Genomic DNA, 25,549 nt, shown 5'->3' on the forward strand with positions numbered 1-25,549 from the left:
ACAAATTCAACACCAGTCAACATGATTGACAGTCCTAAGCAAGAAAGACCTATAGCTGTTGATTTATTTGCTGGTGCTGGTGGTATGACTCTTGGTTTTGAGCAAGCAGGGTTTGATGTGCTTGCATCTGTTGAAATAGATCCAATCCATTGCGCTACACACGAATTTAATTTTCCTTTTTGGAGTATTTTTTGTCAAAGCGTAGTAGATACTACAGGAAAAGAAATTAGAAGCCGTTCAAGTATTGGTGGTAGAGAAATTGACGTGGTATTTGGTGGTCCACCATGTCAAGGTTTTTCCGTGATAGGTAAACGTTTTTTTGATGATCCTCGAAACTCTCTTGTCCTTGAATATATCCGGTTAGTTGTCGAGTTACAGCCGAAATTTTTTGTCATGGAAAATGTTAAAGGAATGACCATCGGCAAACAAAAAGAATTTCTCACAGAAATCATCAACCAATTCGAGGCAAAAGGTTACAAAGTATGCAAGGATTATAAAATATTAAATGCTTCTGAATATGGTATTCCGCAAAATAGAGAGAGATTATTTTTATTAGGTTGTCGCGATGATTTGGAACTACCAGAATATCCAGCGCCAATTACCAAACCGGCAAAATCAACTCTTCGGCTTCCCTCGGCTTCTCCGATAGGAGAGGCCGAAGCTTCAAAAAAATCTAGTTTTCCTGATGATTTGCGACCAACTCCCACAGTATGGGATGCACTAAAAGATCTGCCCGCAATAGAACAATACGTAGAACTTTATAAGCGAGATTGGGTAACTGCTGATTTTGGTAAACCTAGCGATTATGGTAGACAACTGCGAGGTTTTTCCTCTATAGATAACAACTATTTATACGAACGTATATATGACCATAGACTACTCACCTCAAGTCTAAGGACAGAACACTCTTTGGAATCGATAACAAGATTTTTTTCTACTCCTCATGGCAAAACAGAGCCAATAAGCCGGTTATATAAACTAGATCCTCAAGGAATTTGTAACACACTTAGAGCAGGAACTCCTAGTAATAAAGGAGCTTTTACGTCTCCTAGACCTATACATCCATTTATCCCAAGATGTATCACTGTACGTGAAGCTGCACGGTTACATTCGTATCCAGATTGGTTTAGATTTCATGCAACCAAATGGCATGGATTTCGACAAATTGGAAACTCTGTTCCACCTTTATTAGCTAAGGCGATCGCGTCAGAGATTATCAAAAGTCTAAAAATGAAACTAACTAAGCCTCTTACTATACAAAATTTAGGTAATCAGAAATTACTAACTTTTGATATGTCAGAAGCAGCTAAATATTATGGCGTAAATCCGCAAGTCATTGAACCTAGATTAAGAAAAACAAAGCCAAAGGAAAGTGAAATATGAAGAGTGAAAAAGAAAAGATGCTGGCGGGTGAACTCTACAAATCTGAAGGTGAAGAACTTGCTGCTGACAATAAGAGAGCGTCTGAATGGCTCAAAAGATATAATTCCTCTCTAACGGAAGGACAGCAGAAAAGGGAAGAGCTTTTGAGAGAGCTATTTGGATCTGTAGGGGAAGGAGTAAATATTCGTCCACCGTTCTATTGCGACTACGGATATAACATATTCATCGGAAAAGGTGTTTTCCTGAACTTCAATTGTGTCATTCTTGATGTCGTTCGGGTCACAATTGGAGATGGAACTCAGATCGGTCCAGGTGTCCAGATTCTAACGGCTGACCACCCACGGGAGCCAGAACTGCGATCGCAAATGCTTGAATTCGGACGACCAATCGCGATCGGTTCCAATGTGTGGATCGGAGGTGGTGCTATGATCCTTCCTGGTGTTACCATCGGCGACGATGCTATTATTGGCGCGGGAAGTGTTGTGACTCGAGATGTCCCAGGTGGTGCGATCGCATTTGGAAATCCTGCTCGTGTGAAAAGTTAAAATCATCCAGGAAACTCCAGAGCAGGGAAATTAGTGCTGAGTCTCAAGAATTAATTGCTGTTTTTGTACTTCCATGGTGCTGGCTAACTCTGGGACGACACCTTATTTTCATACTGCCTTTAGTAAATGCATCATCACTAGCTTTACTCGACCAAATATAAGCGCTCCAAATCTTTCTCTTAAGAGAGCCAATTGAGCAGACTTGTCAACTTTGTCTAAATTGACACTTTTATTTGAGCTTTTTGTTTTCCATGACTTAACTTTTTTAGCACCTCTAACTACTAATGGTGCATTATACGAAGTTGCCTTAGATCGTATTATTTGCCTGAAAGCCAGTCCAGTCACAAATTGAAGGTGCGTTACGGCTTCGCGTAACACACCGTACGTTTAATTTACATTTCTTCATATACTTTCAATTTTTCATAAACAATCCTATCTTTGGAAACTTCGTATTACTTTACAAATCTGGTATAAGAAATTTAGGATTACTACTTTGATATTTATTTGAAAAATCTTTCTATTTAAATGAGAGTCGTTAATTATCTGATAGATCTTCTATATCTTCAAAAAATTCTTCTAAGTCTGGCTCTTTGCAAAAATCAGAATACTTATCTTTTGTTTCTTGATCCCAAAAAATTAATCTTTCTCTATCAAGAGTTCCAATTATTTTTTTGTAAATATCAGTAATTTCTTCTGAGAGAGCAATAATTAATATACTTGATGTACGAGTGAGAATTGTATAAACAATTTCTTCGGCTTCACTTTCATTATCTATGCTCTTTCTAACAGACCATAAAACGCATTCTTTTTCTAAACCTTTTATTCTTAAAATAGTATCTGTTTCTGAATTAACATTCATCTTTTTAAGAGCATAACAAAGGCTTGAATCTTTTTCTAAGATAGTAATTTTTTTCAAACCATAAGCATCCTGATAGGTTTCAAATATTTCCTTAATTTTTTTGGTAATTGAATCTACAGTTATTGCAAATACTACTATTGGTCTAGCTCCAGGTGGCGCACCCTTGTAAGGCATAATTTCATTTGGAGATATATCTGTCTTTCTATTTCTATGTTTGTCGATAATTTTCTTTGATAGTTTTCTAATACACTCACTAATTCTGTAAGGTAGCCTGTATGAACTCTCTAAATGGAAAATTTGCCGCCTTGCCATATCAGCTTTTCTAGTAAGACCAGAGTAGCTAGTCCCAAGATGTACAGATTGAGCTGAATCCCCAGCGATTACTAGATTATCCGGTTTCTCGAGCAACTGATAGAAAATTTCAAAATCTGCTCGTGTACAGTCTTGAAATTCATCAACAAATATATGCGTAAATAATCTTTCTTCTTGAATTTCTTTTAATTGATCTAAGAACTTAATTCTAATTATTGTAAAATTATGAATGTTTTTTTCTTTCAATAGATTGTAGTAACGTTCTAGACATTCCCAGATTACTTCTCTTTTTATTTCTTGCAAACTTGGTTTCTTACCTCTTCCATACCTTTTTTTATTTAAATAAGCTTCTTTAGTTCTATAATCGAGTCCATAAAAAACTCTATGGAACTCATCTATAATAAACTCTATATTCATTACGTCATCATATTGATTTTCTTTGATATTATGCTTTTGTCTCACTTGTTCAATAATTTTGTTGATGTTTTCCGTAATAAATCTGCTATGAGGTGTTCTTCCTAATATTTTTCCTAGCCGAGTAGGAAGGACATCAAAATGCATTAATCTAATATTAGGATAATTCAAAGAATAAAACTCGAATTGACTTGTTTCCTCTCGCTCACCTTGGTTAGTACTGTCGACTATTCTTCTACATTTATTAGAATCAAGAATTTCTTCTAGCCAATCTCCTAGCTGTCCTATCAAACCCTTATTAAAGGTAGTTAAAAGTATTTTCAAAGATGGATCGTAGTCGTTTTGATCTACTAAATTCTTAATTCTTTCAGTAATTACTATGCTTTTACCACTTCCAGCAGAACCAGTTATGATAGCTGGTCTATTAGAATGCTTAGCTGCCTTTTTCTGAGCTTTACTTAGCTCAATTTGTTTTCGTTCTTTAGTAGGGGGGCTATATATATCTATACTTTGAATACTCTGCTTAGTATCAGATACATTGACCAAAGTCATTTGGTGAATAATTTGCCTCCTAAAAACTTTTCCTGTAAAACTACGATCATCCCACCTAGCTCTACGCTTTAAGCCCCTAATATTAAGCTCTATTCTATATTTGTCTCGACTTTGGTTAACAAAACTCATCTCACCATCAAATAATTTAGCGTTTGAGTATTTTTCCTCAAGCGTGTAGCCACATGCATTAAGATTTATTCTTTGTAAAAATTCTCTCTTTATTGCCTGATTTGACGTCAATAAAATTAGATAAATTGGCTTACAGCTTAGGATTAATTCAACAAAATTATTGGTAATAGATTCTTGATTTTCTATACTATCAAATAGATAACTTGCGGATATCCAACAATTTGAATTATCTAAATTATTTGAATTATTCCAAGAGTTGATGTTATACTCGAAGAGAATATCAGAGCATTCGGTGTAATAACTTACAAATTTTTCCCAGAGTAATTGATGATACTGAAGCATAAATGGACTATTATCTATATTTATAACTTTCAGTTTAGGAGTAGTAATATTTAAGAATTTCATGCCTGCATAAATTAAACCAATTCCCCACTGTATAGCCCCAGTACCGGCTCCTAAATCAAAAATATCAATCTGTTGTTCTGTATTTTCAGAAAAACATTTGATCAGATAGTTAAGGCAAGTATTTACTCTCCGCCCGTGATACCATAGGGAGTAAACAAAACCTACACATGGTCTGTCGTAACATAAGTCTTTACCGCGAGATAAAGCATATTGTTCTTGCTCCGATTCTTGAATATCAAAACTAAAGTTACTAAGAGTATTTTTATTATTTTCAAAATAAGCATCAGCAGTCTTAGCTATAATTTCATCCAAATGTTTTTGCTGTTTAGAAATCCAGCTTAATAGTTCTTCTCGCATAGAATAAGTTAAACTTCCAAGTATTTATATAAAAGGAGCTTATGAAAAAGCGACCAAAAGAAGACAGCGAACAACTTTCGTTATTTTCTTTGCAAAATTCAAGTGATAATACTAACGGTAATTTCACTGATAATTTAATAAGCCAAGTAGAATCACTAGGTAAAAAAAACTCACAACCATCAAATATTGGTGCTGCGAAAGTCCATTATATAAACAGTAAAAGCCTACTGACTACTTCAAGTGGCTTCATAGGCTTGTATAAGTTTACTCTGAATCCATATACTGGTTGTACTTTTGCCTGTGATTATTGCTACGCTCGCTTTTTTGCTGCAACTTTTGACGAACAAAACACCTGGGGTGATTGGGTCAAAGTAAAAGAAAACGCTGTTGACTTGTTGAAGCGGGCGCGTCGTGCGAAATCTGTAGAAAGGCGACTTCAGGAAGGTGACACAATTTATATGTCCAGTGTCACTGATCCTTATCAGCCCATAGAACACAAAGCAGGTTTAACTAGAAGAATTCTGGAAGAACTTATCGAAATTCAGCCTCGTATTACTATTCAAACACGCAGTCCAATAGCTTTACGAGATATTGACTTATTTCGCAAATTTAAACATATCCGTATTAACTTCACTGTTACTACTGATTCCGAGGATGTTCGCTTACGGTATGAACCTCATTGTCCTGCAATTGAGGTGCGTCTGAAAGCTGCTAAACAAGTTGCAGAAGCTGGTATTCCTATTGGTATTTCAATTAGTCCCATGCTACCAATTAAAGATGTTGAAAGGTTTGGTCAGCGTGTAGCTGATTTAAAAGCTGCCGAGTACGTCACACAATTTTTTAAACCTACTCGTTCTCGTTTTAGTGCTGGTAGTTCACCAGAATCTCTTCAAAAAATGAAGGAAGATAACTGGACTCAAGAAAAATACCAAGAAGTAAGAAAGACTTTGATTAATATTCTGGGTACAGAATATCCATTACTTGAAGGAAATGAAGGCTACGCACCTGCATAGAAATTAACCTTTATCTAAAAAGAATTTTTATTTCTTTACATGCGTTGGAAATGTGAAAAATACAATCTCTCATCCCAGTACCCCGGCTGCGAACAGGGAACCAAGGTCGATACTTCCCTGCCAATTTTGTAAACGCGGGTGTTTATTGCCTGGAATTGCCTCTGCTCCATTTTCCTGACTACCTCGCATCACAATCACTGATTTCAATTCAGTATATGCTAACACTACAGTAAAATGAGTAGATACCCAAACTTGAGAATCATACACCGAACTTAAAGATTGTAATACTACCTCAATTGCTCTAGGGTGAATCCCATTTTCCGGTTCTTCTAAGAAAATTAAACTATGTGGCTGAGGCAGATAGGGCAAAATGGTCAGTGCTAAAATATGCAGCGTTCCGTAAGATAACCCTGAAGAAGTCACAACATGATCACCCCAATACGTTAATTTTAGGTAGGCGTGATAATCTTCTTCACGTTGAATTGCTTCTATTGCCACAACATTAGGCAAAGCCATTTTTACATGTTCTACCCAAGACTCAAATAGCTCCGGCTGTTCCTGTTGTAAATTCAGCACTAACCAAGGCAGATTAGCGCCATCTGGACGTAATGTTTTAGGCTGACCAGGCGGACAAGCTTTCCGCAGCACTGACCAACTTGGTTCGTAACGCATTACCCCTTTTTCTAAGAAATTCCTGAACCCTTGTTACCTGTTATGTAACACTAAACATTTTTGGCTTTAAATGTCAATGAGTATTTAACAGTATCCTGATACTGTATTTTGTAAGATTTACTGTTTGCTTAGTGCAATCCTAGTAGTGAGGATACTGACTTTGACAATATATTTTCAAATAATTAACATAGAATTATCAGTTATTTTTATGAAAATATGACTCTTAGCCTTCGTAACATTTACCCACTGTCAGAATTTCAGCGCGGTGCCAAAGCCTTTTTAGAAAAGCTTAGAGGAACAAAAGAACCTATTATTCTTACTGTTAACGGTAAAGCATCTGTGGTTGTTCAAGATGCCCAAAGCTATCAGGAACTGTTAGATAGGCTAGAACTTTTAGAGACAAGCGCAGGAATTCGCAAAAGTCTTGAGGAATTTGAGCTTGGCTTAGGTATACCCCTAGACCAAGCATTCGAGCAACTGCGAACAAAATATGACATACAAAGTTGAAATTTCGCCAACTGCGGTTGCTGGAAAAATTCCCTAACCGCTGTCCCATGTCACCGGAAAGCGAGTACATGGGTATAGAAATACGGCAGCTACTTTACAAAAAGCAATTTCGCATTTTGTTCACTGTTAGTGAGGCTTTAGAGGAAGACCGAGGGATTGTTCGCGTTCATCGAGTTCTTCATGGCTCGCAAGAAAGGTTACGTCATCCCAAACAACTATTAGATGATGACGATGAGTAACTTAATAGTTCAGGACGGACTACCTACATCTTCACATGAGAGTGACACGCCTGCGTGCTGTAAAACTAAATCACGCTATTGATCAGCCCCAAGCGCGGAAAAATGTACTGTCTTCCCAGATACTAGCGGTACGTTGCTCGATCGCACCTAATTCCTGTTTTCCCAAAGGCTTAAAAGCACGTGCTATCTTGACATTAGATTCTAATTGTGCTGGGTTTTCAGCCGCAATTACGCAACAATCAACTCCTGGTTGAGATAAGCTATATCCCATAGCTTGATGCATTCCTTCCAATCCACCCGGTTTAAACAGGCGACCGTAGGCTGGTACTTTCATAGCAATAACACCTACTTTTTTTTGCCGTGCTAGTGGTAGAACTACAGGGAGGAATGGTTGTGGGTGATGTTTATCAGCAGCGTTTACGGGTATTAATGTTGTGTGGAAGGGATAGCGACGCAAGCCTTCAGCAATCACTTGTGGGTCATGATGTCCGGTGATACCAACAAAGCGCACTACTTTCTGCTGGATTGCTTCTTGTAGTGCGTGAATTGCACCAGATGAACTAAAGATGGTATCAAGATCTTGGCGTGAAGAGACGTGATGTATTTGCCATAAATCAAGATGATCTGCACGAAGACGTTTGAGCGATCGCTCTAATTCTCTCCATGCACCATCCCGATCTCGTTTATCTGTCTTACTCGCTAAAAACAGCTTTGAGCGTGATGGTGGTAAAACTTTCCCTAAATAATCTTCACTTGGTCCATAATCGGCTGCGGTGTCAAAGTAACGGATTCCAAGTTCAAGTGCTTTTTCAATAACAGCTGTAGCTTCTTTTTCTTTTCCTTCAGCAGATAACGGAGTTTGACCAGCTCCACCTAAGCCAAAAATGGGAACTTTCACGCCTGTACGTCCCAATACTCTTTCTAGCATTGTTCCTGGTGGTGTAGCTGTGTTGCTTGGATCTTGTTGCAGGGTAGTGCTTCCTGCTATACCGCCAGCAACGGCGACAGTGCTAATTATAAACTTGCGCCGCGTCGTTCTTGCTGTCATAACTCACTCCTCAACTTTGGGGTAAAGACTAGGGAGAAATTACTCCCCTTCTTTGATGGTAGGACAGCAAAACTACCGATTCACGAAAATTGAGAATTTTTAATTCCGAAAAGGCGCATTAGGAGTGTGGTGCGTTACGACTTTCCGTCTAACGCACCAAACCCTTATAGGTAGGGCATTACTAATTATTAGTAATAGAAGCTGCTAGTTCAGCCAAGCGTTCTTGTTGATCTAGAGAGATACAAGCTTGAATAATTGACTCTAAGTCGCCTTCTAGAACTCCGTTTAGCGGGTAGTTTTGGTTAAGACGGTGATCGGTAACGCGGTTATCTTTATAGTTAAAAGTACGAATTTTTTCAGAGCGTGATCCTGTACCGACTTGCGATCGCCGCATAGAAGTCACAGCTTCTTGTTGTTCGCGTAACTTCATCTCGTACAACTTTGCCCGCAGGATTTGCAACGCCCGTTCTTTGTTTTGTAACTGGCTGCGCTCTTCTGTACAGAAAATGCGTATACCTGTAGGTTTGTGGTACAAGTCAGCTGCTGTTTCAACTTTGTTGACGTTTTGTCCACCAGCACCGCCAGAACGAGCTGTGGTCATTTCAATATCTTTTGGATCTATGTGAATTTCTACGTCATCCACTTCCGGCATAATTGCCACAGTCGCTGTGGAGGTGTGAACTCGTCCGCCAGCTTCTGTTACTGGCACACGTTGTACACGATGTACTCCTGCTTCAAATTTTAACTTACTATAAACGCTGTCACCTTGAATTTCTAGAATGGCTTCTTTAAAGCCACCCATTTCAGCCAACGACTCACTTACCAGTTTTACTTTCCAGTGCTGAGAGTCAGCGTATCTTGAGTACATTCGTACTAAATCCCCTGCCCAAATACTAGCTTCATCGCCGCCAGTACCTGCACGAATTTCCAACATAATATTTTTGTCATCGTTGGGGTCACGGGGTAGCAGAAGTATTTTCAGGCGATTTTCTAAATATTCTATTTTCTGTACTAGTTCTTCTACTTCCAGTGCTGCCATTTCTTGCAGTTCTGGATCACCTTGAGATTCTTTAAGTACTTGACGCGCGCCTACTAACTCTTCTTGAGAAGTTTTCCAGATGTCATAAGTATCGACAACTTCTTCTAAAGAAGAACGAGCCTTCGCGACTTTTTGATACTCATCTGGATTTTTAGCAGTATCAGGGTCGGCGAGGCGACGGGTCAATTCACTAAAAGTTTGTTCAACAGATTTTAGCTTCTCCAGCAAATATACTTCAGCCATGATGAGTGCGATCGCTCCTTAAAAATAGCAAATTGGCTCCAGCATTAAATACAACAATCGACCCAGCCAATGGAGGGTCGTCGTTACAAGCTACAGCCGAACCGCTACTTTTTCTTTTTGCCGCCGGTGGTTTTGCCGCCTTCGGTCATGCCGTACTTGCGGAGGAAGCGCTCTACGCGACCCTCGGTGTCAATAATCTTCTGAGTACCAGTGTAAAAAGGGTGGTTTCCAGACCAAACATCTACATGTAATTCTGGCTTAGTAGAACCAACAGTCATAACAACTTGACCGTTGCAGTATACCTTAGCCTCTGGATACCACTTAGGATGAATATCAGGTTTAGCCATTGTTCCTAATTGTGGTGTATCTATTATCAATTATAGCTTTTAGCTGTTCAATTGAGCAATTGGGATTGGGGATTGGCGATTGGGGATTGGTGATTGGGGTATCATAAGAAATTCTTTCCCGGTACCCAGTCCCCAGTCCCCAGTACCCAGTCCCTAACGCTTGGAGTACTGAGGAGCTTTGCGAGCTTTGTGTAAACCGTATTTTTTGCGCTCTTTTGCCCGAGGATCACGGGTGAGATAGCCTTCTGTTTTTAAAGGTGGGCGGTTATCGGGGTCAAGTTGACACAAAGCCCGAGCCACTCCTAGACGAATGGAATCAGCTTGTCCGGTTATACCACCGCCTTCAGCTTTGACCAAAATGTCATATTCATTTTCCAACCCTAGAGTTTCTAAGGGAGCTTTAATCACTCCAAGATAGTTGGCATTGAATTGGAAATAAAGGTCTCCAGGTTTGCCATTAACAATCAGTTGACCGCTACCTGGAACTAGACGTACTCGTGCTACTGCGGATTTGCGACGACCAGTACCCCAGTACATGGCACGACCACTATTGGTATCTACTGCTTGCATTCGATTTATTCTCCTGGAATTGTCTGAATTTTTAACTCTTTGGGTTTTTGTGCTGTATGGGGATGAATTGGGCCAGCGTAGACTTTTAGTTTAGTAAATAACTGGCGTCCCAAGGTATTCTTGGGCAGCATACCCTTCACAGCATGTTCAACAATCCGTTCTGGTAAACGCTGTTGTAATTTTGCAAAGGTTTCCGTTTTCATCCCACCAGGACGACCGGAGTGACGACGGTAAACTTTTTGGGTACGCTTTTTACCCGTAACGGCAACTTTTTCTGCATTGATGACAATAACAAAGTCGCCTGTGTCTAAGTGAGGGGTATAAATGGGTTTATTTTTGCCTCGCAAAACCATAGCGATTTCGCTTGCTAGGCGACCAAGTCTCTGGTCGGTGGCATCTACTACGTACCACTCACGCTCTAGCGTATTGACAGGAGGAAGGTATGTTTTGTTCATTGTTTTTTATTAAGGGTTGTGCTATTCAATAACTACTAACCAAAGATAAATTTAGGCTGGGTGTCGTACCAAACTTCTGTAGGAAAAGGAAAATCTAGATAGCCAACTCTTAACAAGCATAAGCCATGAGCAGGCGCAGCATATTTTACTTCTTCTCGGCGTTGGTGTTGCCAAATATCGGTGAAGTTAGCAAGTGTTCTTTGTTTGGAACCTACCTCAATCAGCATTCCCACCAATAGCCTTACCATCCCGTATAAAAACCCATTTGCTTGAATCTCTATATAGACAAATGGTCCATTTCGATAACACTCTGCTGCTTGTACATCTACCCAGGAATGCTTACGTGCTGAATTTGCGCGATGAAAAGCCGCTAAGTGATGGCGTCCTATCAGAGGTTCGAGAGCAGCCTGAATAAGTGATTCATCTAGTGGTGCATGATAGTAATGCCAACTAAAGGCGCTAGCGAATAAGTTGGGTAGTTTTTCAGTATAAAGTGTGTAACGATATCGTCGATACACAGCACTAAAACGAGCGTGCCAACGGTTATCTACACTTGCTGAAGCCGGAATAAATATATCTTTGGGTAGGTAACCGTTAAGAACCGTTGCCCACTTGTTAGCAGGAATTTTACTTACAGCGTCGAAGTGGGCTACTTGAGCTGCAGCATGAACTCCGCTATCAGTACGTCCTGCACCATGTAGTGTCACATGCTCGCCGAGCACTGTTGAAATAGCCTTTTCTATCTCTTCTTGAACACTACGATGATGTGGTTGCCGTTGCCAGCCGTGAAAGTGAGTGCCCAAGTATTGGATTACTAGGGCAACTCGCTCTCTTGATATAGGCTGGGGGCTTTCTAACATAGCAGGGGAGCAGGGGAGCAGGGGAGCAGGGGAGCAGGGGAGCAGGGGAGCAGAGGAGCAGAGGAGCAGGGGAAGAGAATTATGAATTCTGACTTCTGACTCCTGAATTCTGACTCCTTATTAAACTAATTCAATGATTGCCATTTCAGCATTATCACCACGACGAGGCACTGTATGAAGAATGCGGGTATAGCCTCCATTACGGTTAGCATAACGAGTAGGTGCTTGCTCAAACAGAGCATGAACCAATTGTTTGTCGTAGATGTAGCCGAGAGCTTGACGGCGTGCTGATAGTGAGCCGTCTTTTGCTAAGGTAATCATTTTATCGACTTCTGATCTTAGAACTTTTGCTCGAACTAAAGTTGTGCTTATCCGACCATGACGGATCAGTTCAGTGGCTAATGCTCGTAATAAAGCACGACGCTGATCTGTTGGTTTGCCTAGTTTTTTAACCCGACAACTGTGACGCATAATTTTTTTAGGTATTAGATGTTAGGGGTTGGGGCAGTTATCAGTTATCAGTTATCAGTTATCAGTTATCAGTTATCAGTTATCAGTTATCAGTCAAGAATAATGTGTTTATACGAGCGCGAAACACCGCATTATATCGGTGATAACTGATAACTGTTTACTGTTCACTGATTTAAGCTGGTTTGGATCTTTCCTGGGGTAAGGTAATGCCCAAACGTCGCTGTAATGCTTCAACTACCTCTTCTGCTGATTTCTGACCAAAGTTTTTAATTTCTAGCAGGTCTTCTTGGGTATAATCCAATAAGTCTGCCACAGAGTTAACTTGTGCTCTCTTGAGACAGTTATAAGCCCGAACAGACAATTGTAGTTCTTCGATAGGAATTTGAGCAGTTGGATCGTCTGGAATGTCGGATCCTATATCTGTTGGTTCCAGAGAAATATCTTTCAGTGGGTTGAACAGATCTACTAAGATAGCAGCAGCGCTAGAAAGAGCTTCCTGAGGAGTTACACTACCATTTGTCCAAATTTCCAACAGGAGTCGGTCTTTTTGCATCCCGGTATCTCCACGGGCTTCCTCGACGCTGTAGTTAACTTTTCTAACTGGCATGAATACGGAGTCTATTTGGAGAAAGTCTAAAGATGTAGCTTCTTCACGACCCCGCTCGACAGTACGATATCCTTTACCTCTCTCAATCCGAAACTCCATTTCTAGCTTTGCTCCTTCTGATAGAGTCGCTATATATTGGGTTGGATCGATAATTTCTACTTCACTGGGTAAATCAAAATGGGACGCATTGACTACCGCTGGACCCGTTACGAGTAGCCTACCAATTTGAGGCTGCGAGGAATAGTTTTTTAGAACAATTTCCTTCATTCTCATAAGGATTTCCAGCACGTCTTCTCTGACGCCTGGAACTGTGGCAAACTCATGGGTAACGCCTGCAATCCGCACAGCAGTTACAGCAGTTCCCTCTAAATTTGACAGTAAAATTCGTCTTAGAGCATTACCAACAGTTGTTCCTTGACCACGCTCCAGGGGTTCCAGAATAAATTTACTGTACTGGGTTCTATTTTCTTCAGTATTAGATTCTACACATTCAATTTGAAACTGCGCCACGGAGTAGCCTCCCTTGTCTTAAGGTCCTGCTAGCAGGCAAATCAATTGCCTCCCGAATTTATTTAATGTCCTAAAGGTCTCGGTTTATCAAATCTATGTTTATTAATGAGATTGGATGTCCCTAAGAGTCTGTAGGCGTTTATTTTGTTTTGGGTTTTTGAAGTTTATTTGTCTTCTTGGGGGAAGACACTACGCTTCTACGGAAGGCCACCATCCCTTTGGGAAAGTCAAAAGTCAAAAGTCAAAAGTCAAAAATGACACACTCCATTCGTTCATCCTGCATTCTGACTTCTCTCTTCTGACTCCTTTTTTGATGTGACTTTCTTTGTGAACTTTTTGTCCTGATTTCCTAAGCAGTTTCGGTCTAAACTCGACGACGCTTGGGTGGACGACAACCATTATGAGGAATCGGTGTTATATCCCGAATAAGCGTGATTTCTAAGCCTGCTCCTTGAAGTGCCCGAATAGCAGTTTCTCGACCTGCTCCTGGACCACTTACCATAACCTCAATTTGGCGCATTCCTTGATCAATTGCTCGGCGTGCTGCACTTTCAGCGGCAGTTTGCGCTGCAAAGGGTGTTCCTTTTTTCGCCCCTTTAAAACCGCTAGAACCTGCACTTGCCCAAGAAATCACATCCCCATTTTGATCAGTAATGGTGACAATGCTATTGTTGAAAGTAGACTGGATAAAAGCAATCCCGTTTGGAACGTTCCGTTTTTGCTTTTTACTTCCAGTTTTTTTAGTTGGTTGTCTCGCCATATGAGTGTAGTTTAGATTAAAGTAAAACTTGGTGTTAGTTGTTGGTTAAGCGTTGTGGTTTGGTAAACACCTAAAGGGCTGCTTTCCTTGGGGTAGCTGAAGGAAATTTTGGAGAGTTGCTCAAAAGTCTTACTAACCCTTCGTTTGACGCTCTCTACGACGAAGCGAGCTAACGCCAGTTCCAGTCAGGCAACCTACCTACCCTACGATATGGTAATAGCTCCCATGTGCGTAGCAAAGAACTTAACCAGTAGCTTGCTAGGGAAAGCCTTCGTTCTTGAGGGCTACACCACTTCCTGCTATACACTAATAACCTGTTAGCACGCTTTCCAGCGCAAAAAGTATTATTTGCCTGGTGCCTTTTTCTTCCCAGCCACTGTCTGCCTTCTCCCACGTCGAGTTCTGGCATTGGTGCGAGTTCTTTGACCTCTTACTGGCAAGCCCATCCGGTGACGACGCCCTCTGTAAGTGCCAATTTCTATTAAGCGCTTGATGTTCAAGCCTTCCCAGCGTCTCAAGTCACCTTCGACTTGATAGTTCTCTTCTACTTCTGCTCGTAGGGCTGCTACGTCGGAATCGCTTAAGTCTTTAACGCGAGTATCTGGGTTTACGCCGGTAGCAGATAAAATGTCTTTTGAGCGCGATAACCCAATTCCGTAAATATAAGTTAGACCGATTTCGACGCGTTTATCACGTGGAAGGTCTACTCCGGCAATACGTGCCACAATGAATATCTCCCTATACTGCTCTTTATTGGTTTAATTTTTGTGCTTTATTCAGTTGTTTTCTACTGAATTTCTTGGCGCTATCCTTGACGTTGTTTATGCTTGGGATTTATACAAATCACCATTACTCGACCACGTCGCCGGATCACGTTACACTTTTCACAAATTTTTTTGACTGACGCTCTGACTTTCATTTTCTGAGTTACTCCAAATATAGAAACATAACATTTTTTGAGAAATTATGCAATTAAATATTTCTGAAAAACCCAAGGAAATGGATTTATGATACAATTCTTTACATAAAATCAGTTGCTCCTGTGCGAAATTGACGTTTGATTCTATACTTTCTCCGGTTGTAACAGGTTAAATTTATATAGACTCAGAATCCTATCTCGACGCCTGGAGTAAAATAGATGTAAGCTAAGTAATGAAGGCTGGGATCTACTACATGCAAGAGCGGGAAAAACAGTGTTAGATTATACTAACGTGATTTGTTTACCTCTGGAATAAAATTCGACTATTAATCTACTTTTTACGCAGTCGGTAAGTGATTCTGCCCTTGGTCAGGTCGTAGGGCGTTAACTCTACCTTGACGCGATCGCCAGGTAAAATCTTGATATAGTTACGGCGGATCTTACCGGAAATGTGAGCTAACACATTAAAGCCATTGTCTAGGTCAACACGAAACATTGCATTTGGCAGTGATTCAGTGACCGTACCTTCCATTTCAATTAAGTCTTGCTTAGACAATTTGTTTTATCCTCAAATCAACAGTCTCAGGTTAAGTTGCAGCCGTTTCATCTGCAAAAGAACATATTTCCGAAAATATATCAACGGTTTATTAATATATCTTATCAAAATTCACCTATATCTTGCTTGGGCTAGGTAGTAGTAGTTAGCGATACTGTGGTAGCAACTAACTACTAACTCCAGCTACGAAGCAATTACCTTTTTTATTTCATCAGTGACTTCTTCTTGGGATTGATTGCCATTCACTTTCAAGAGTATGAGGCGATCGCTGTAATAATTAATCAGTGGCGCAGTTTCATTCCGGTAAACTTCTAAGCGTCGCCGAATGACTTCTTCAGTATCGTCTTTTCGTCCCCGTTCTAGTAACCTTTCTACAACAACATCATCAGGCACTTCGAGGTTAATGACCTTGACCCCACGATGAGCTAGTTTATCTAGTAATTGCTCTAAAAACGATGCTTGATTAACAGTACGTGGAAAGCCATCAAGAAGCCAACCCGAGTTAGTGTCCGGGTGACTAAGCCGTTCAGCAACCATATCCTCTACGAGTTTGTCAGGAACTAACTCTCCCCTATCCATATAACTTTGAGCCTCGACACCTAAAGGAGTTTGCTCTTTTAAGGCTTGCCGCAATATATCTCCCGTAGAAATATGGGGAATACGCCAACCATCAGCTAATGTTTTAGCTTGAGTTCCTTTACCAGATCCAGGCGGTCCCAAGAAAATTAATCGCGTCACTATTGTTTTACCATTCCTTCATAGCGCTGAGAGATAACGTAGGTCTGAATTTGTTTTGATGTATCAATTGCCACACCGACTAGAATTAACAAAGAAGTAGCACCTAATCCCTTAAAGGTTGGCACTTTCAAAGCTGTTTCAACGGCGGTTGGAATAATAGCAATCAAACCCAAAAATATAGCACCTAAGAAAGTGAGCCGATTTAACACCCGCTCAATATACTCACTTGTTGCCTTACCTGGACGAATCCCAGGAATACTAGAACCCATTTTCTTCAAGTTTTGTGCTACATCCACTGGGTTTACAATCAACGAAGAATAGAAGTAGCTAAAGAAAACAATTGAAACTAGGTAAACAATCGCATACACCCATGCTCCTGAACCGCCAGGAATGAGATATGTTCTAACGATGTTTGAATATTCTGGATTCTTGATAAAATTTTCTACCAAAAGAGGCAAACTCAGGATGGCGGCTGCAAAAATAATTGGCATAACTCCGCCCTGATTGAGTCGTAGAGGTAAGAAACTACGTTGTTCAGCCAAAACCCGACGACCTACTTGACGACGAGCTGAAATAATTGGGATGCGACGCATTCCTTCCTGTACAAACACAATTCCAACAATTGTGGCAAGGAACAGCAACAGTAGAACAACAACGCGACCTACTGTTTCTCTACTTCCAGATTCCACAAATGAAATCGTGTCACCCAAAGCTTTTGGCAATGTGGCGACAATGTTGACAAAAATCAACAAAGATGCTCCGTTACCCACACCCCGCTCTGTAATTACCTCTGATGCCCACATTACGAACATCGAACCAGCCACGAGAGCGATCGCTGTTTCCGCAACGAACAAAGCATCATAATGAAAGGCAAAAGGCTTAAGCCAGAAAGCTGCTAGGAATGTACTTTGAATAATTGCCCAACCCAGAGACACATAACGGGTAATCTGGGAAATTTTACGCCTTCCTGCTTCACCTTCATTTTTCTGTAAATTTTCTAAAGATGGGATAGCAGCAGTCAGCAATTGGATGATAATCGAGGCGTTAATATAAGGCAATATTCCTAAAGCAAAGACTCCCAAAGCCGAAAGTCCACCTCCAGAAAAGATATCCAAAAAGCTTAATATCTGGTTATTGCCTCGGATTGCTTCAGCAAACTGCGCTCGATTAATTCCAGGTATGGGTATATGTATACCCATACGAATCAAAAATAAAATACCCAAAGTGACAAGTAGCCGACCTCGCAAGCCTGCGGCTTGCGCCATCTGCATAAAAGTTTCTTGAGCTGTTGGACCTTTATCTCGACTGATCATAGTCATAGAGAGTTACCTTGATAGTGACGTGAGGCGCAACACCTCCGGGGAAGTCAAAAGTCAAAAGTCAAAAGTCAAAAGGACTCCTGAATTCTGAATTCTGAATCCTGACTCCTTTTCACTGTACAACTTCACAACTCCCGCCAGCTGCCTCAATTTTGCTACGAGCTGTACCTGTAAAAGCCGCCGCTTGCACGGTGAGAGGAACGTTTAATTCTCCATTCCCCAAAATTTTCAAGGGTCCCTTTGACGCAGTTAGAATACCTGCTTCCTTTAAGGAAGTCAGTGTAACTGCTGTATTAGCAGGAAGGGAGGCTAGCTTTTCTACATTAATCGTAGTGTACTGCTTACGATTAATCAGGGGGAAGCCTTTGAGCTTAGGTATACGGCGGTACAATGGCTGTTGACCACCTTCAAAACCGGGTCTAGTGCTGCTACCAGAGCGAGCTTTCTGACCACGCATCCCTTTACCTGCACTTGCGCCTTGACCTGCGGCAACACCCCGACCTAAACGACGGGGGCGTTTCTTAGAGCCTTTTTGCGGTCGAACATCATTTAGTCTCATAATTGAAACATTAATTTACAATTCGTAATGTTTATTTACATTCTTTAGTTATTGCCTTGTGAGTGTATTTTCCACATCACCAGCAACTCAGACAATATTAATTACATTGCCCCATGCCCCATGCATGCCCTATGCCCATTTAAATGTAAAGTTTTTCAATGGGAATGCCTCTGTCTTCTGCTACTTCTCCAAAGGTACGGAGTGTGGATAGAGCGTTAACTGCTGCTCTCGCATTGTTCAGAGGATTATTAGAGCCAAGTTGCTTAGCTAGGATGTTACGAACTCCTGCAAGCTCAAGTACTGTTCTAACAGCACCACCTGCGATTACCCCTGTACCTGGTGCAGCGGGACGCATGATGACTTTAGCACCACCGCCAGTACCATCTACTGGATGAGGAATAGAGTTAGATTTGGTGATGGGGATGTCAATAAGATGTTTTTTGCCATCGGCGACACCTTTTTTCACAGCACCAATTACATCTGAGGCTTTACCTACTCCAACGCCTACTTGACCGCGTTCATTACCGACAACAACGATCGCGCGGAAGCTGAGTTTTTTACCACCTTTAACAACCTTGCTTACCCGACGGATCTGAATGACCCGTTCTTGCCAATTGGTTTCTTCTTTCTTCGTACGGTTAGCTTTACGACGATTTGTTGCCATAATATGTACCTTGTGTCAATAGTCAATAGTCTCGAGACTTTTGACTGATTTAAAAGTTTAAACCAGCTTCACGTGCTGCTTCAGCCAATGCTTTGATACGACCGTGATAAAGGTTACCACCACGATCAAAAACGACTTTCGTGATGCCTTTTTCGAGCGATCGCTCTGCTATCAACTTACCTACTGCAACAGAAGCATCACAAGTCCCACCTGAAGATAACTTCGACTTCAAGTCTGGTTCTACAGTTGAGGCTGCCACTAAGGTATGATGTTGCGTATCATCAATCACCTGAGCATAAATATGCTCATGAGAGCGAAATACACACAACCGTGGACGCTCTGGAGAGCCATTAACTTTACCACGGACGCGTCGATGGCGACGGTGCTTTGATTCTCTACGAGTCAGCTTCATTTTTTACTTCTTACCACTCTTACCAGTTTTTCCAGCTTTACGTCTTACCACTTCACCTGCATAGCGAATACCTTTACCCTTATAAGGTTCTGGCGGACGAACATCGCGGATTTTAGCGGCTGTGTTACCTACCACTTCTTTGTCATAGCCACTAACAATAACGTTAGTGTTATTTTCTACAGCGAACTGAATCCCATCCGGGGGAGCAATGTTCACTTGATGGCTATAACCCATGTTCAAAACTAAGTTTCGACCTTGGACTTGTGCGCGGTAGCCAACCCCTTGAATTTCCAAACGACGCTGAAAACCTTTGGAAACTCCTTCCACCATATTGGCAACTAAGGTACGGCACAAACCATGTAATTGTCTTGAAGTGCGGGAATCATCCCGACGCGCGACCTGCAACTCTTCTCCTTCTTGGGAGACAATTACATTAGATGGTAGATCACGGGAAAGTTCACCTTTAGGACCTTTAACAAGAACCTTTGTGCCATCAAAACTTACTTGTACCTTGGCGGGAATCGTAATTGGACGTTTACCAATTCGAGACATAACTCTCCTTTTGTTTAGTTATTAACCACTACCAAACGTAACAAAGTACTTCACCACCCAAGTTTTGACGCCGTGCTTCTCGGTCGGTCATAATACCACTCGGTGTAGAAATAATGGCAATACCAATACCACCTAATACCCTTGGCAATTCTTTTTTGTTGGAGTACACGCGTAAACCAGGTTTACTGACTCGCTTCAAGGTGTTAATAAGTGGCTGGCGATTTTTACCCTTATATTTCAGGGAAATCACTAGGTTACGTTTTACACCTTCTCCTGCTTCTTCAAATTCTGAAATAAAACCTTCTTCTTGTAGTACTCTAGCAATACTACGTGTCATTTTTGTCGCTGGCACTTGTGTAGTTTGATGCCGCGCTAGGTTTGCATTGCGGATGCGCGTTAGCATATCTGCAATTGTGTCGTTTGCCGCCATCGATCCCTCTTTAAATGAACTTATTGATCCCGAAAAGGCATTCCCATTTCTTTGAGTAAAGCACGACCTTCTTCGTCATTCTTAGCTGTGGTGATGATCGAAATATCCATACCACGGACTTGATCGATACTGTCGTATTCTACTTCTGGAAAAATCAGTTGCTCCCTGACACCCAGAGTATAATTACCACGACCATCAAAGCTTTTAGGACTAATACCGCGAAAGTCACGGATTCTAGGTAATGCCAAGCTGATTAAACGGTCAAGAAAGGCGTACATCCTTTCACCTCGTAGAGTGACCATGATACCAACGGGCATACCTTGACGAATCTTGAAGCCAGCGATCGCCTTCTTAGCTCTTGTAACTACGGGTTTTTGAGCGGTAATTAGTGCAATCTCATTTATAGAAGCTTCGAGCGATTTAGCATTCTGAGCTGCTTCTCCTAAACCTCGGTTAACAGTTACCTTCACCAACTTTGGCACTTGATGAATGTTGGTGTACTGAAAGTCCTTCATTAGTTTAGGAACTATTGTCTCGTGATATACCTTTTTGAGTCTTGTCGTTGCCATAGTTTTAGTTTCGATGATCTCTGGGCTTGGTCAGAGAAAATGATAGTTGTTATAGACACTAAGCTATTTATCAAGAATTTCGCCAGTTTTCTTAAGCATCCGTACTTTCTTACCTTCTTCGGTGAAGGTGTAACAAATGCGGCTTGCAACGTTTTGCTTAGTTGAGTAGAGCATTACGTTAGAACTGTGGATTGGTGCTTCTTGAGTGACAATGCGTCCAGATTCACCTTCTTGCTGAGGTTTAACGTGCTTAGTTTTAATATTTACACCTTTGACAACGACTTTACTAAGTTCAGGAAGAGCTTTAATCACTTCACCAACTTTGCCTTTGTCTTTCCCAGCAATTACCTGCACGGTATCTCCAGTTTTAACGTGCATTTTATAGAAGACTTTTGGCTGAGGCTTTTTAATACCCATTACAATACCTCCGGAGCCAGAGAAACTATTTTTGTGAAGTTCTTGTCACGTAGTTCCCGTGCGACTGGACCAAACACCCGCGTTCCTCTAGGGTTACCATCTTTGTTGATGATAACAGCGGCGTTGTCGTCGAAACGGATACTCATCCCACTGTCTCTATTGATATTGTGGCGAGTACGGACAATCACAGCTTCCACAACATCTGATTTTTTCACAGCCATGTTGGGAATAGCGTCTTTAACAACGGCGATAATTTTATCGCCCACAAAGCCATAACGGCGGTTACCTGCGCCTAAAACGCGGATGCACATCAGTTTACGAGCACCGCTGTTATCTGCGACATTAAGATACGTTTGAGGTTGAATCACTGGTTTTTTTCCTTCTTTTTGTTGTTAGACAACTAACAACTGAGAAATTTAGCTATTTCTGACAGTTAAAATTTCTGTCACTTGCCAGCGTTTTGTTTTACTCAGGGGTCTAGTTTCCTGAATACGAACGCGATCGCCTATTTTGCACTTATTTTCTTCATCGTGCGCTTTGTAACGCTGGGTGTTAACGACAATTTTGCCGTATTTAGGATGGGGAGCGCGGTTTTCTACAGCAACAACCACCGTTTTTTGCATTTTATCGCTAACTACCAAGCCAACTCGTTCCTTAACTGCCATAATCTCCTATTCTTCCTTAGCGGGTTGTTGACTTGCTGCTGATCTTAAACGTTCACCCTCTACTGTTAGTAATTGAGCTAAACGATGTCTAGCGTGTCTGAACTGGTGAGGTTTTTCTAGTTGTCGAGTTGCTTTTTGTAGACGTAGTTGAAATAGTTGCTTCTTGACGGCAACAATTTCATCAGCGAGTTCTTGATCACTTAAACTTCTTGCTTCTGAAATCTTGGGAAAAGCCATAACTTACACCTGTGGCTCTTCTTGAGAGCGCAAAATGAACTTAGTTTTGATTGGTAATTTATAAGCTGCTAAGCGCATCGCTTCACGAGCTGTTGCTTCGGGAACACCAGCAATTTCAAATAAAATCCGTCCTGGTTTAACCACAGCAACCCAAAACTCTGGTGAACCTTTACCGGAACCCATCCGGGTTTCTGCGGGACGCATCGTTACAGGCTTATCTGGGAAAATACGAATCCAGATTTTACCACCCCGTCTGATATAACGGGTCATTGCTCGACGAGAAGCTTCTATTTGACGGGAGGTTATCCAAGCTGGCTCTAAAGCCTGGAGCGCAAAATCTCCAAAATTTAGGGTGCTACCGCGTGTAGCCATTCCCTCCATCCGTCCGCGCTGTTGTTTGCGAAATTTCGTTCTTCTAGGACTTAACATGATTCGTTAATAAAAAAGAATTCAGGAGTCAGGAGTCAGGAGTCAGAATAAGCGCGTGAATTCTTTAGATTGGCGAGCGAATGAAGGGTTTAAAATCTTCATTCAAATGCCACAAGCATTTTTTTGACTTTTGACTTTTGACTTTTGACTTTTGACTTCCGCAGAGCGGTTATCCTTCATTTGAACGGTCTTCAAATTGTTGGCGACGTCTTTGTTGTTGACGGCGGCGGGGTTCACGTTCGCGGTTTGATGGTGGTGGGGGAACTTCTTCCTGTCCTGGAATAATTTCTCCTTTAAACACCCAGATCTTCCTGCCAAGAGTCCCCGCGACTGTTTGGGCTGTGGAGTAAGAGAAGCCAGTGTTAGCCCGTCGCGTGTGTAGAGGTACTCGACCTTCACGAGTCCACTCTGTTCGAGCAATTTCTGCTCCGTTGAGGCGACCACTCACTTGAACTTTGATCCCTTGTACACCAGCACGTTGAGCACGTTGAATGGCTTGTCTTACAACTCGGCGGAAAGAAACCCGGCGTTCCAACTGCTGAGCAATGTATTCAGCAATTAAGTAAGCATCAGCGTCAACTCGTTGAACTTCAACTACGTTGATACGAATTTGGCGATGACTACCTAACAGTTGCTGTAGTCCGGTACGTAATGATTCGATTCCTTGACCACCACGACCAACGACTACACCAGGTCTTGCTGTGCGTACTTCCAAATCAATTTGGTCTGCTTTACGCTCAATTCGAACTTCAGAAATTCCAGCATTGTTTTGAGCGTATCTACCCAGTTTTTCTTCTATATATCCACGGAGTTTGTGGTCTTCTTGTAAAAGTTCTGGATAGCGATCAGGAACAGCAAACCAACGGGATTGATGTTCTTGGGTAATACCTAAACGGAAACCTACTGGATGAATTTTCTGTCCCACAAATACTTCCTTCTTAATTTTTTATAGATAGGTTTATTCACCAGCAGCAGCAACAGCCACGGTGATGTGACACGTTGGTTTGCGAATCTGGTAAGCGCGACCTTGTGCTCTTGGCTGGAATCGTTTTAATACGGGACCTTGATCAGCGTATGCTTGGGTAATTATCAAGTCAGCTCGATCTAACCCAACGTTATGCTCAGCATTAGCTGCGGCGCTTCTGAGAACCTTCAACACTGGTTCGCAGGCTCGATAAGGCATAAATTCCAGGATAATCAGAGCATCGCGGTATGAACGCCCCCGAATTTGGTCGAGCACACGACGCACTTTAAAGGGGGACATGCGCACATAACGAACGATCGCCTTTACTTCTTTTTTAGTATCAGTAGCCATAATTTCTCCATTTTTATTAGTTGTTAGTTTTCATTAGCTACTAACCACTAACAATTAACTATCTACTACCCTTTTGCGGAAACCAAGCTACTAATTGAAGCAATCATAAAGCCCAGTATAAAAGCTATTTAACTTTTGACTTTTGACTTTTGACTTTTGACTTCCGCGAAGCGGTTATCTACCTGCTTTTTTGTCGCTCTTAGAGTGACCTCTATAAGTACGTGTAGGAGCAAATTCTCCCAATTTGTGTCCCACCATTTGGTCTGATACAAAAACTGGGACGTGCTGACGACCGTTGTATACAGCGATGGTATGACCTACCATGTCGGGCAAAATTGTTGAAGCCCGCGACCAAGTTTTTATAACTTCTTTTTTGTTGCTTTCGTTGAGCTTTTCAATTTTCTTTAAAAGATGGTCCGCAACGAAAGGACCTTTTTTTAGAGAACGACCCATAGTTTTGTTAGATGTTGGTTTGTTAGTGGGTGTTAGTTGTTAAAAATAACCAAATCAGACAGTATTCAGTTATCAGTTATCACCGCACAATACGCCTTGCTTACTGATAACTGTTGACTGTTCACTGTTTTTATGACTCGCGACCACCGCGACCACGCTTAGAAGATTTACGGCGACGACGTACAATCAACTTGCTACTTGGTTTCTTAGGCTTGCGTGTCTTTAAACCTAAAGCGGGTTTACCCCAAGGTGTTACAGGTCCGGATCTACCGATTGGTGCTCTACCCTCACCACCACCATGTGGGTGATCTACTGGGTTCATTACGCTTCCTCTCACAGAGGGACGGCGACCTTTCCAGCGGTTGCGCCCTGCTTTACCTAAACTTAGGTTTCTAGCTTCAATGTTACCGACTTGTCCAATAGTGGCGTAGCATTCTCTACGCACCATGCGCACTTCTCCAGAAGGTAACTTGAGAGTAACATAGTTACCTTCTTTTGCCACAAGCTGAGAGCTAGCACCAGCAGAGCGAACAATTTGACCGCCTTTACCTGGTTTAAGTTCTACGTTGTGGATGGTGGTACCTAAAGGAATGTTAGCCAGGGGTAAAGCATTCCCGTCTTCAATGGGAGATTCTGGTCCAGCAATAATTGTTTTGCCGACAGTCAAACCATTGGGCTGGATTATATAACGCTTTTCGCCATCTTGGTATTCTACGAGGGCAATTCTTGCGTTGCGGTTAGGATCGTATTCGATCGCTATTACTTTAGCAGGTATACCGCGCTTATCCCGCTTGAAGTCGATAATACGGTAAAGACGCTTGTGTCCACCACCACGACGACGGCTGGTGATACGCCCTTGATTATTCCGACCTTTGGAGCGATGTATATGTACTGTTAGAGATTTTTCAGGCTCGGTTTTTGTGATTTCCGAAAAATCGGATATTGTTACCTGACGAGTACTGGGAGTATAAGGGCGAAAAGAACGAGTACCCATAATTCTTGTTAGTTATTAGTTGTT

General features: G+C 41.6%; 36 protein-coding genes. 5 read left to right on the forward strand and 31 right to left on the reverse strand.

Annotation, left to right across the window (positions count from 1 at the left end):
• Positions 1–21 precede the first annotated feature (21 nt).
• On the forward strand, positions 22–1,383 hold the full coding sequence (locus G4P69_RS17885) for a DNA cytosine methyltransferase (protein WP_208350722.1): 1,362 nt from the start codon (positions 22–24) through the stop codon (positions 1,381–1,383).
• On the forward strand, positions 1,380–1,928 hold the full coding sequence (locus G4P69_RS17890; RefSeq protein ID WP_208350724.1) for a sugar O-acetyltransferase: 549 nt from the start codon (positions 1,380–1,382) through the stop codon (positions 1,926–1,928). The genes G4P69_RS17885 and G4P69_RS17890 overlap by 4 nt, the downstream gene beginning before the upstream one ends.
• 535 nt (positions 1,929–2,463) lie before the next feature.
• Here G4P69_RS17890 and G4P69_RS17895 read toward each other — a convergent pair.
• Positions 2,464–4,956: a UvrD-helicase domain-containing protein gene (locus tag G4P69_RS17895; RefSeq protein WP_208350726.1), complete on the reverse strand. Its 2,493-nt coding sequence runs from the start codon at positions 4,954–4,956 to the stop codon at positions 2,464–2,466.
• 41 nt (positions 4,957–4,997) lie between these two features.
• Here G4P69_RS17895 and G4P69_RS17900 point away from each other — a divergent pair, with 41 nt between their 5' ends.
• Complete coding sequence (locus G4P69_RS17900) at positions 4,998–5,969, forward strand: SPL family radical SAM protein (protein WP_208350728.1); 972 nt, start codon at positions 4,998–5,000, stop codon at positions 5,967–5,969.
• Between the two features lie 69 nt (positions 5,970–6,038).
• On the opposite strand, the gene G4P69_RS17905 is transcribed toward G4P69_RS17900, so the two are convergent.
• Complete coding sequence (locus tag G4P69_RS17905) at positions 6,039–6,641, reverse strand: AAA family ATPase (protein WP_243902748.1); 603 nt, start codon at positions 6,639–6,641, stop codon at positions 6,039–6,041.
• Between the two features lie 216 nt (positions 6,642–6,857).
• Between G4P69_RS17905 and G4P69_RS17910 the strand changes: the two genes are divergently transcribed.
• Positions 6,858–7,148, forward strand: coding sequence for a type II toxin-antitoxin system Phd/YefM family antitoxin (locus tag G4P69_RS17910; protein ID WP_208345928.1), 291 nt, complete (start codon positions 6,858–6,860; stop codon positions 7,146–7,148).
• A gap of 47 nt (positions 7,149–7,195) precedes the next feature.
• Positions 7,196–7,387, forward strand: a complete 192-nt coding sequence (locus G4P69_RS17915; protein WP_243902979.1) for a hypothetical protein — start codon at positions 7,196–7,198, stop codon at positions 7,385–7,387.
• 82 nt (positions 7,388–7,469) lie between these two features.
• On the opposite strand, the gene G4P69_RS17920 is transcribed toward G4P69_RS17915, so the two are convergent.
• From G4P69_RS17920 to rplB, 29 genes are all read right to left on the reverse strand, one after another.
• Positions 7,470–8,435 carry an aldo/keto reductase gene (locus G4P69_RS17920; RefSeq protein WP_208350730.1) on the reverse strand — a complete coding sequence of 322 codons (966 nt, stop codon included), beginning with the start codon at positions 8,433–8,435 and terminating at the stop codon, positions 7,470–7,472.
• Positions 8,436–8,616: 181 nt separating this feature from the next.
• A complete protein-coding gene (prfA, locus tag G4P69_RS17925) occupies positions 8,617–9,717 on the reverse strand; it encodes a peptide chain release factor 1 (RefSeq protein ID WP_208350732.1) in 1,101 nt (366 codons plus the stop codon).
• Positions 9,718–9,821: 104 nt separating this feature from the next.
• A complete protein-coding gene (rpmE, locus tag G4P69_RS17930; protein WP_208350734.1) occupies positions 9,822–10,064 on the reverse strand; it encodes a 50S ribosomal protein L31 in 243 nt (80 codons plus the stop codon).
• Positions 10,065–10,217: 153 nt separating this feature from the next.
• Positions 10,218–10,634, reverse strand: a complete 417-nt coding sequence (gene rpsI, locus G4P69_RS17935) for a 30S ribosomal protein S9 (RefSeq protein ID WP_208346482.1) — start codon at positions 10,632–10,634, stop codon at positions 10,218–10,220.
• 5 nt (positions 10,635–10,639) lie between these two features.
• The gene (gene rplM / locus G4P69_RS17940) at positions 10,640–11,089 is read right to left on the reverse strand and encodes a 50S ribosomal protein L13 (RefSeq protein ID WP_208346477.1); all 450 of its coding nucleotides are present in this window, start codon (positions 11,087–11,089) and stop codon (positions 10,640–10,642) included.
• A 35-nt stretch (positions 11,090–11,124) separates the two neighbouring features.
• Positions 11,125–11,949: a tRNA pseudouridine(38-40) synthase TruA gene (gene truA, locus G4P69_RS17945; protein ID WP_208350736.1), complete on the reverse strand. Its 825-nt coding sequence runs from the start codon at positions 11,947–11,949 to the stop codon at positions 11,125–11,127.
• A gap of 120 nt (positions 11,950–12,069) precedes the next feature.
• Complete coding sequence (gene rplQ, locus G4P69_RS17950; protein WP_208350738.1) at positions 12,070–12,420, reverse strand: 50S ribosomal protein L17; 351 nt, start codon at positions 12,418–12,420, stop codon at positions 12,070–12,072.
• 172 nt (positions 12,421–12,592) lie between these two features.
• Positions 12,593–13,537 carry a DNA-directed RNA polymerase subunit alpha gene (locus G4P69_RS17955; RefSeq protein WP_208350740.1) on the reverse strand — a complete coding sequence of 315 codons (945 nt, stop codon included), beginning with the start codon at positions 13,535–13,537 and terminating at the stop codon, positions 12,593–12,595.
• Positions 13,538–13,901: 364 nt separating this feature from the next.
• On the reverse strand, positions 13,902–14,297 hold the full coding sequence (rpsK, locus tag G4P69_RS17960; RefSeq protein WP_208346169.1) for a 30S ribosomal protein S11: 396 nt from the start codon (positions 14,295–14,297) through the stop codon (positions 13,902–13,904).
• A gap of 344 nt (positions 14,298–14,641) precedes the next feature.
• On the reverse strand, positions 14,642–15,022 hold the full coding sequence (gene rpsM / locus G4P69_RS17965) for a 30S ribosomal protein S13 (protein ID WP_208350746.1): 381 nt from the start codon (positions 15,020–15,022) through the stop codon (positions 14,642–14,644).
• 80 nt (positions 15,023–15,102) lie between these two features.
• Positions 15,103–15,216, reverse strand: coding sequence for a 50S ribosomal protein L36 (gene rpmJ, locus G4P69_RS17970; RefSeq protein ID WP_190567462.1), 114 nt, complete (start codon positions 15,214–15,216; stop codon positions 15,103–15,105).
• Between the two features lie 331 nt (positions 15,217–15,547).
• Entirely contained in the window at positions 15,548–15,772 is a 225-nt protein-coding gene (gene infA / locus G4P69_RS17975) for a translation initiation factor IF-1 (protein WP_006276978.1), read from the reverse strand.
• Between the two features lie 183 nt (positions 15,773–15,955).
• Positions 15,956–16,510, reverse strand: a complete 555-nt coding sequence (locus G4P69_RS17980) for an adenylate kinase (protein WP_208346579.1) — start codon at positions 16,508–16,510, stop codon at positions 15,956–15,958.
• Positions 16,510–17,823, reverse strand: coding sequence for a preprotein translocase subunit SecY (secY, locus tag G4P69_RS17985; protein WP_208350798.1), 1,314 nt, complete (start codon positions 17,821–17,823; stop codon positions 16,510–16,512). Before secY ends, G4P69_RS17980 begins: the two co-directional genes overlap by 1 nt.
• A gap of 118 nt (positions 17,824–17,941) precedes the next feature.
• Positions 17,942–18,388, reverse strand: coding sequence for a 50S ribosomal protein L15 (rplO, locus tag G4P69_RS17990; protein WP_208350747.1), 447 nt, complete (start codon positions 18,386–18,388; stop codon positions 17,942–17,944).
• Positions 18,389–18,527: 139 nt separating this feature from the next.
• On the reverse strand, positions 18,528–19,052 hold the full coding sequence (rpsE, locus tag G4P69_RS17995) for a 30S ribosomal protein S5 (protein ID WP_208350749.1): 525 nt from the start codon (positions 19,050–19,052) through the stop codon (positions 18,528–18,530).
• A gap of 49 nt (positions 19,053–19,101) precedes the next feature.
• The gene (gene rplR, locus G4P69_RS18000) at positions 19,102–19,464 is read right to left on the reverse strand and encodes a 50S ribosomal protein L18 (RefSeq protein WP_208350751.1); all 363 of its coding nucleotides are present in this window, start codon (positions 19,462–19,464) and stop codon (positions 19,102–19,104) included.
• Positions 19,465–19,467: 3 nt separating this feature from the next.
• Positions 19,468–20,016, reverse strand: coding sequence for a 50S ribosomal protein L6 (gene rplF, locus G4P69_RS18005; RefSeq protein ID WP_208346057.1), 549 nt, complete (start codon positions 20,014–20,016; stop codon positions 19,468–19,470).
• Positions 20,017–20,044: 28 nt separating this feature from the next.
• Entirely contained in the window at positions 20,045–20,446 is a 402-nt protein-coding gene (gene rpsH, locus G4P69_RS18010; RefSeq protein ID WP_208350753.1) for a 30S ribosomal protein S8, read from the reverse strand.
• A gap of 20 nt (positions 20,447–20,466) precedes the next feature.
• Positions 20,467–21,015 carry a 50S ribosomal protein L5 gene (rplE, locus tag G4P69_RS18015; RefSeq protein ID WP_208350754.1) on the reverse strand — a complete coding sequence of 183 codons (549 nt, stop codon included), beginning with the start codon at positions 21,013–21,015 and terminating at the stop codon, positions 20,467–20,469.
• 63 nt (positions 21,016–21,078) lie between these two features.
• Entirely contained in the window at positions 21,079–21,432 is a 354-nt protein-coding gene (rplX, locus tag G4P69_RS18020) for a 50S ribosomal protein L24 (protein WP_208350756.1), read from the reverse strand.
• Positions 21,432–21,800, reverse strand: a complete 369-nt coding sequence (gene rplN, locus G4P69_RS18025; protein ID WP_208350758.1) for a 50S ribosomal protein L14 — start codon at positions 21,798–21,800, stop codon at positions 21,432–21,434. The genes rplX and rplN overlap by 1 nt, the downstream gene beginning before the upstream one ends.
• A gap of 48 nt (positions 21,801–21,848) precedes the next feature.
• Positions 21,849–22,097, reverse strand: coding sequence for a 30S ribosomal protein S17 (gene rpsQ, locus G4P69_RS18030; protein WP_208350761.1), 249 nt, complete (start codon positions 22,095–22,097; stop codon positions 21,849–21,851).
• Positions 22,098–22,103: 6 nt separating this feature from the next.
• A complete protein-coding gene (rpmC, locus tag G4P69_RS18035) occupies positions 22,104–22,334 on the reverse strand; it encodes a 50S ribosomal protein L29 (RefSeq protein WP_208346716.1) in 231 nt (76 codons plus the stop codon).
• 3 nt (positions 22,335–22,337) lie between these two features.
• Positions 22,338–22,763 carry a 50S ribosomal protein L16 gene (rplP, locus tag G4P69_RS18040; RefSeq protein WP_208346715.1) on the reverse strand — a complete coding sequence of 142 codons (426 nt, stop codon included), beginning with the start codon at positions 22,761–22,763 and terminating at the stop codon, positions 22,338–22,340.
• A 169-nt stretch (positions 22,764–22,932) separates the two neighbouring features.
• Positions 22,933–23,688 carry a 30S ribosomal protein S3 gene (gene rpsC, locus G4P69_RS18045; RefSeq protein WP_208350762.1) on the reverse strand — a complete coding sequence of 252 codons (756 nt, stop codon included), beginning with the start codon at positions 23,686–23,688 and terminating at the stop codon, positions 22,933–22,935.
• Positions 23,689–23,721: 33 nt separating this feature from the next.
• Positions 23,722–24,078 (reverse strand): 50S ribosomal protein L22, encoded by a 357-nt coding sequence (gene rplV, locus G4P69_RS18050; protein WP_208350768.1) that lies wholly within the window; start codon positions 24,076–24,078, stop codon positions 23,722–23,724.
• 174 nt (positions 24,079–24,252) lie between these two features.
• A complete protein-coding gene (gene rpsS, locus G4P69_RS18055; RefSeq protein WP_208350771.1) occupies positions 24,253–24,531 on the reverse strand; it encodes a 30S ribosomal protein S19 in 279 nt (92 codons plus the stop codon).
• A gap of 130 nt (positions 24,532–24,661) precedes the next feature.
• Entirely contained in the window at positions 24,662–25,525 is an 864-nt protein-coding gene (gene rplB, locus G4P69_RS18060) for a 50S ribosomal protein L2 (protein WP_208350772.1), read from the reverse strand.
• Between the last annotated feature and the right edge of the window lie 24 nt (positions 25,526–25,549).

The sequence above is a fragment of the Aetokthonos hydrillicola CCALA 1050 genome (assembly GCF_017591665.1).
Classification (GTDB): Bacteria; Cyanobacteriota; Cyanobacteriia; order Cyanobacteriales; family Nostocaceae; genus Aetokthonos; species Aetokthonos hydrillicola.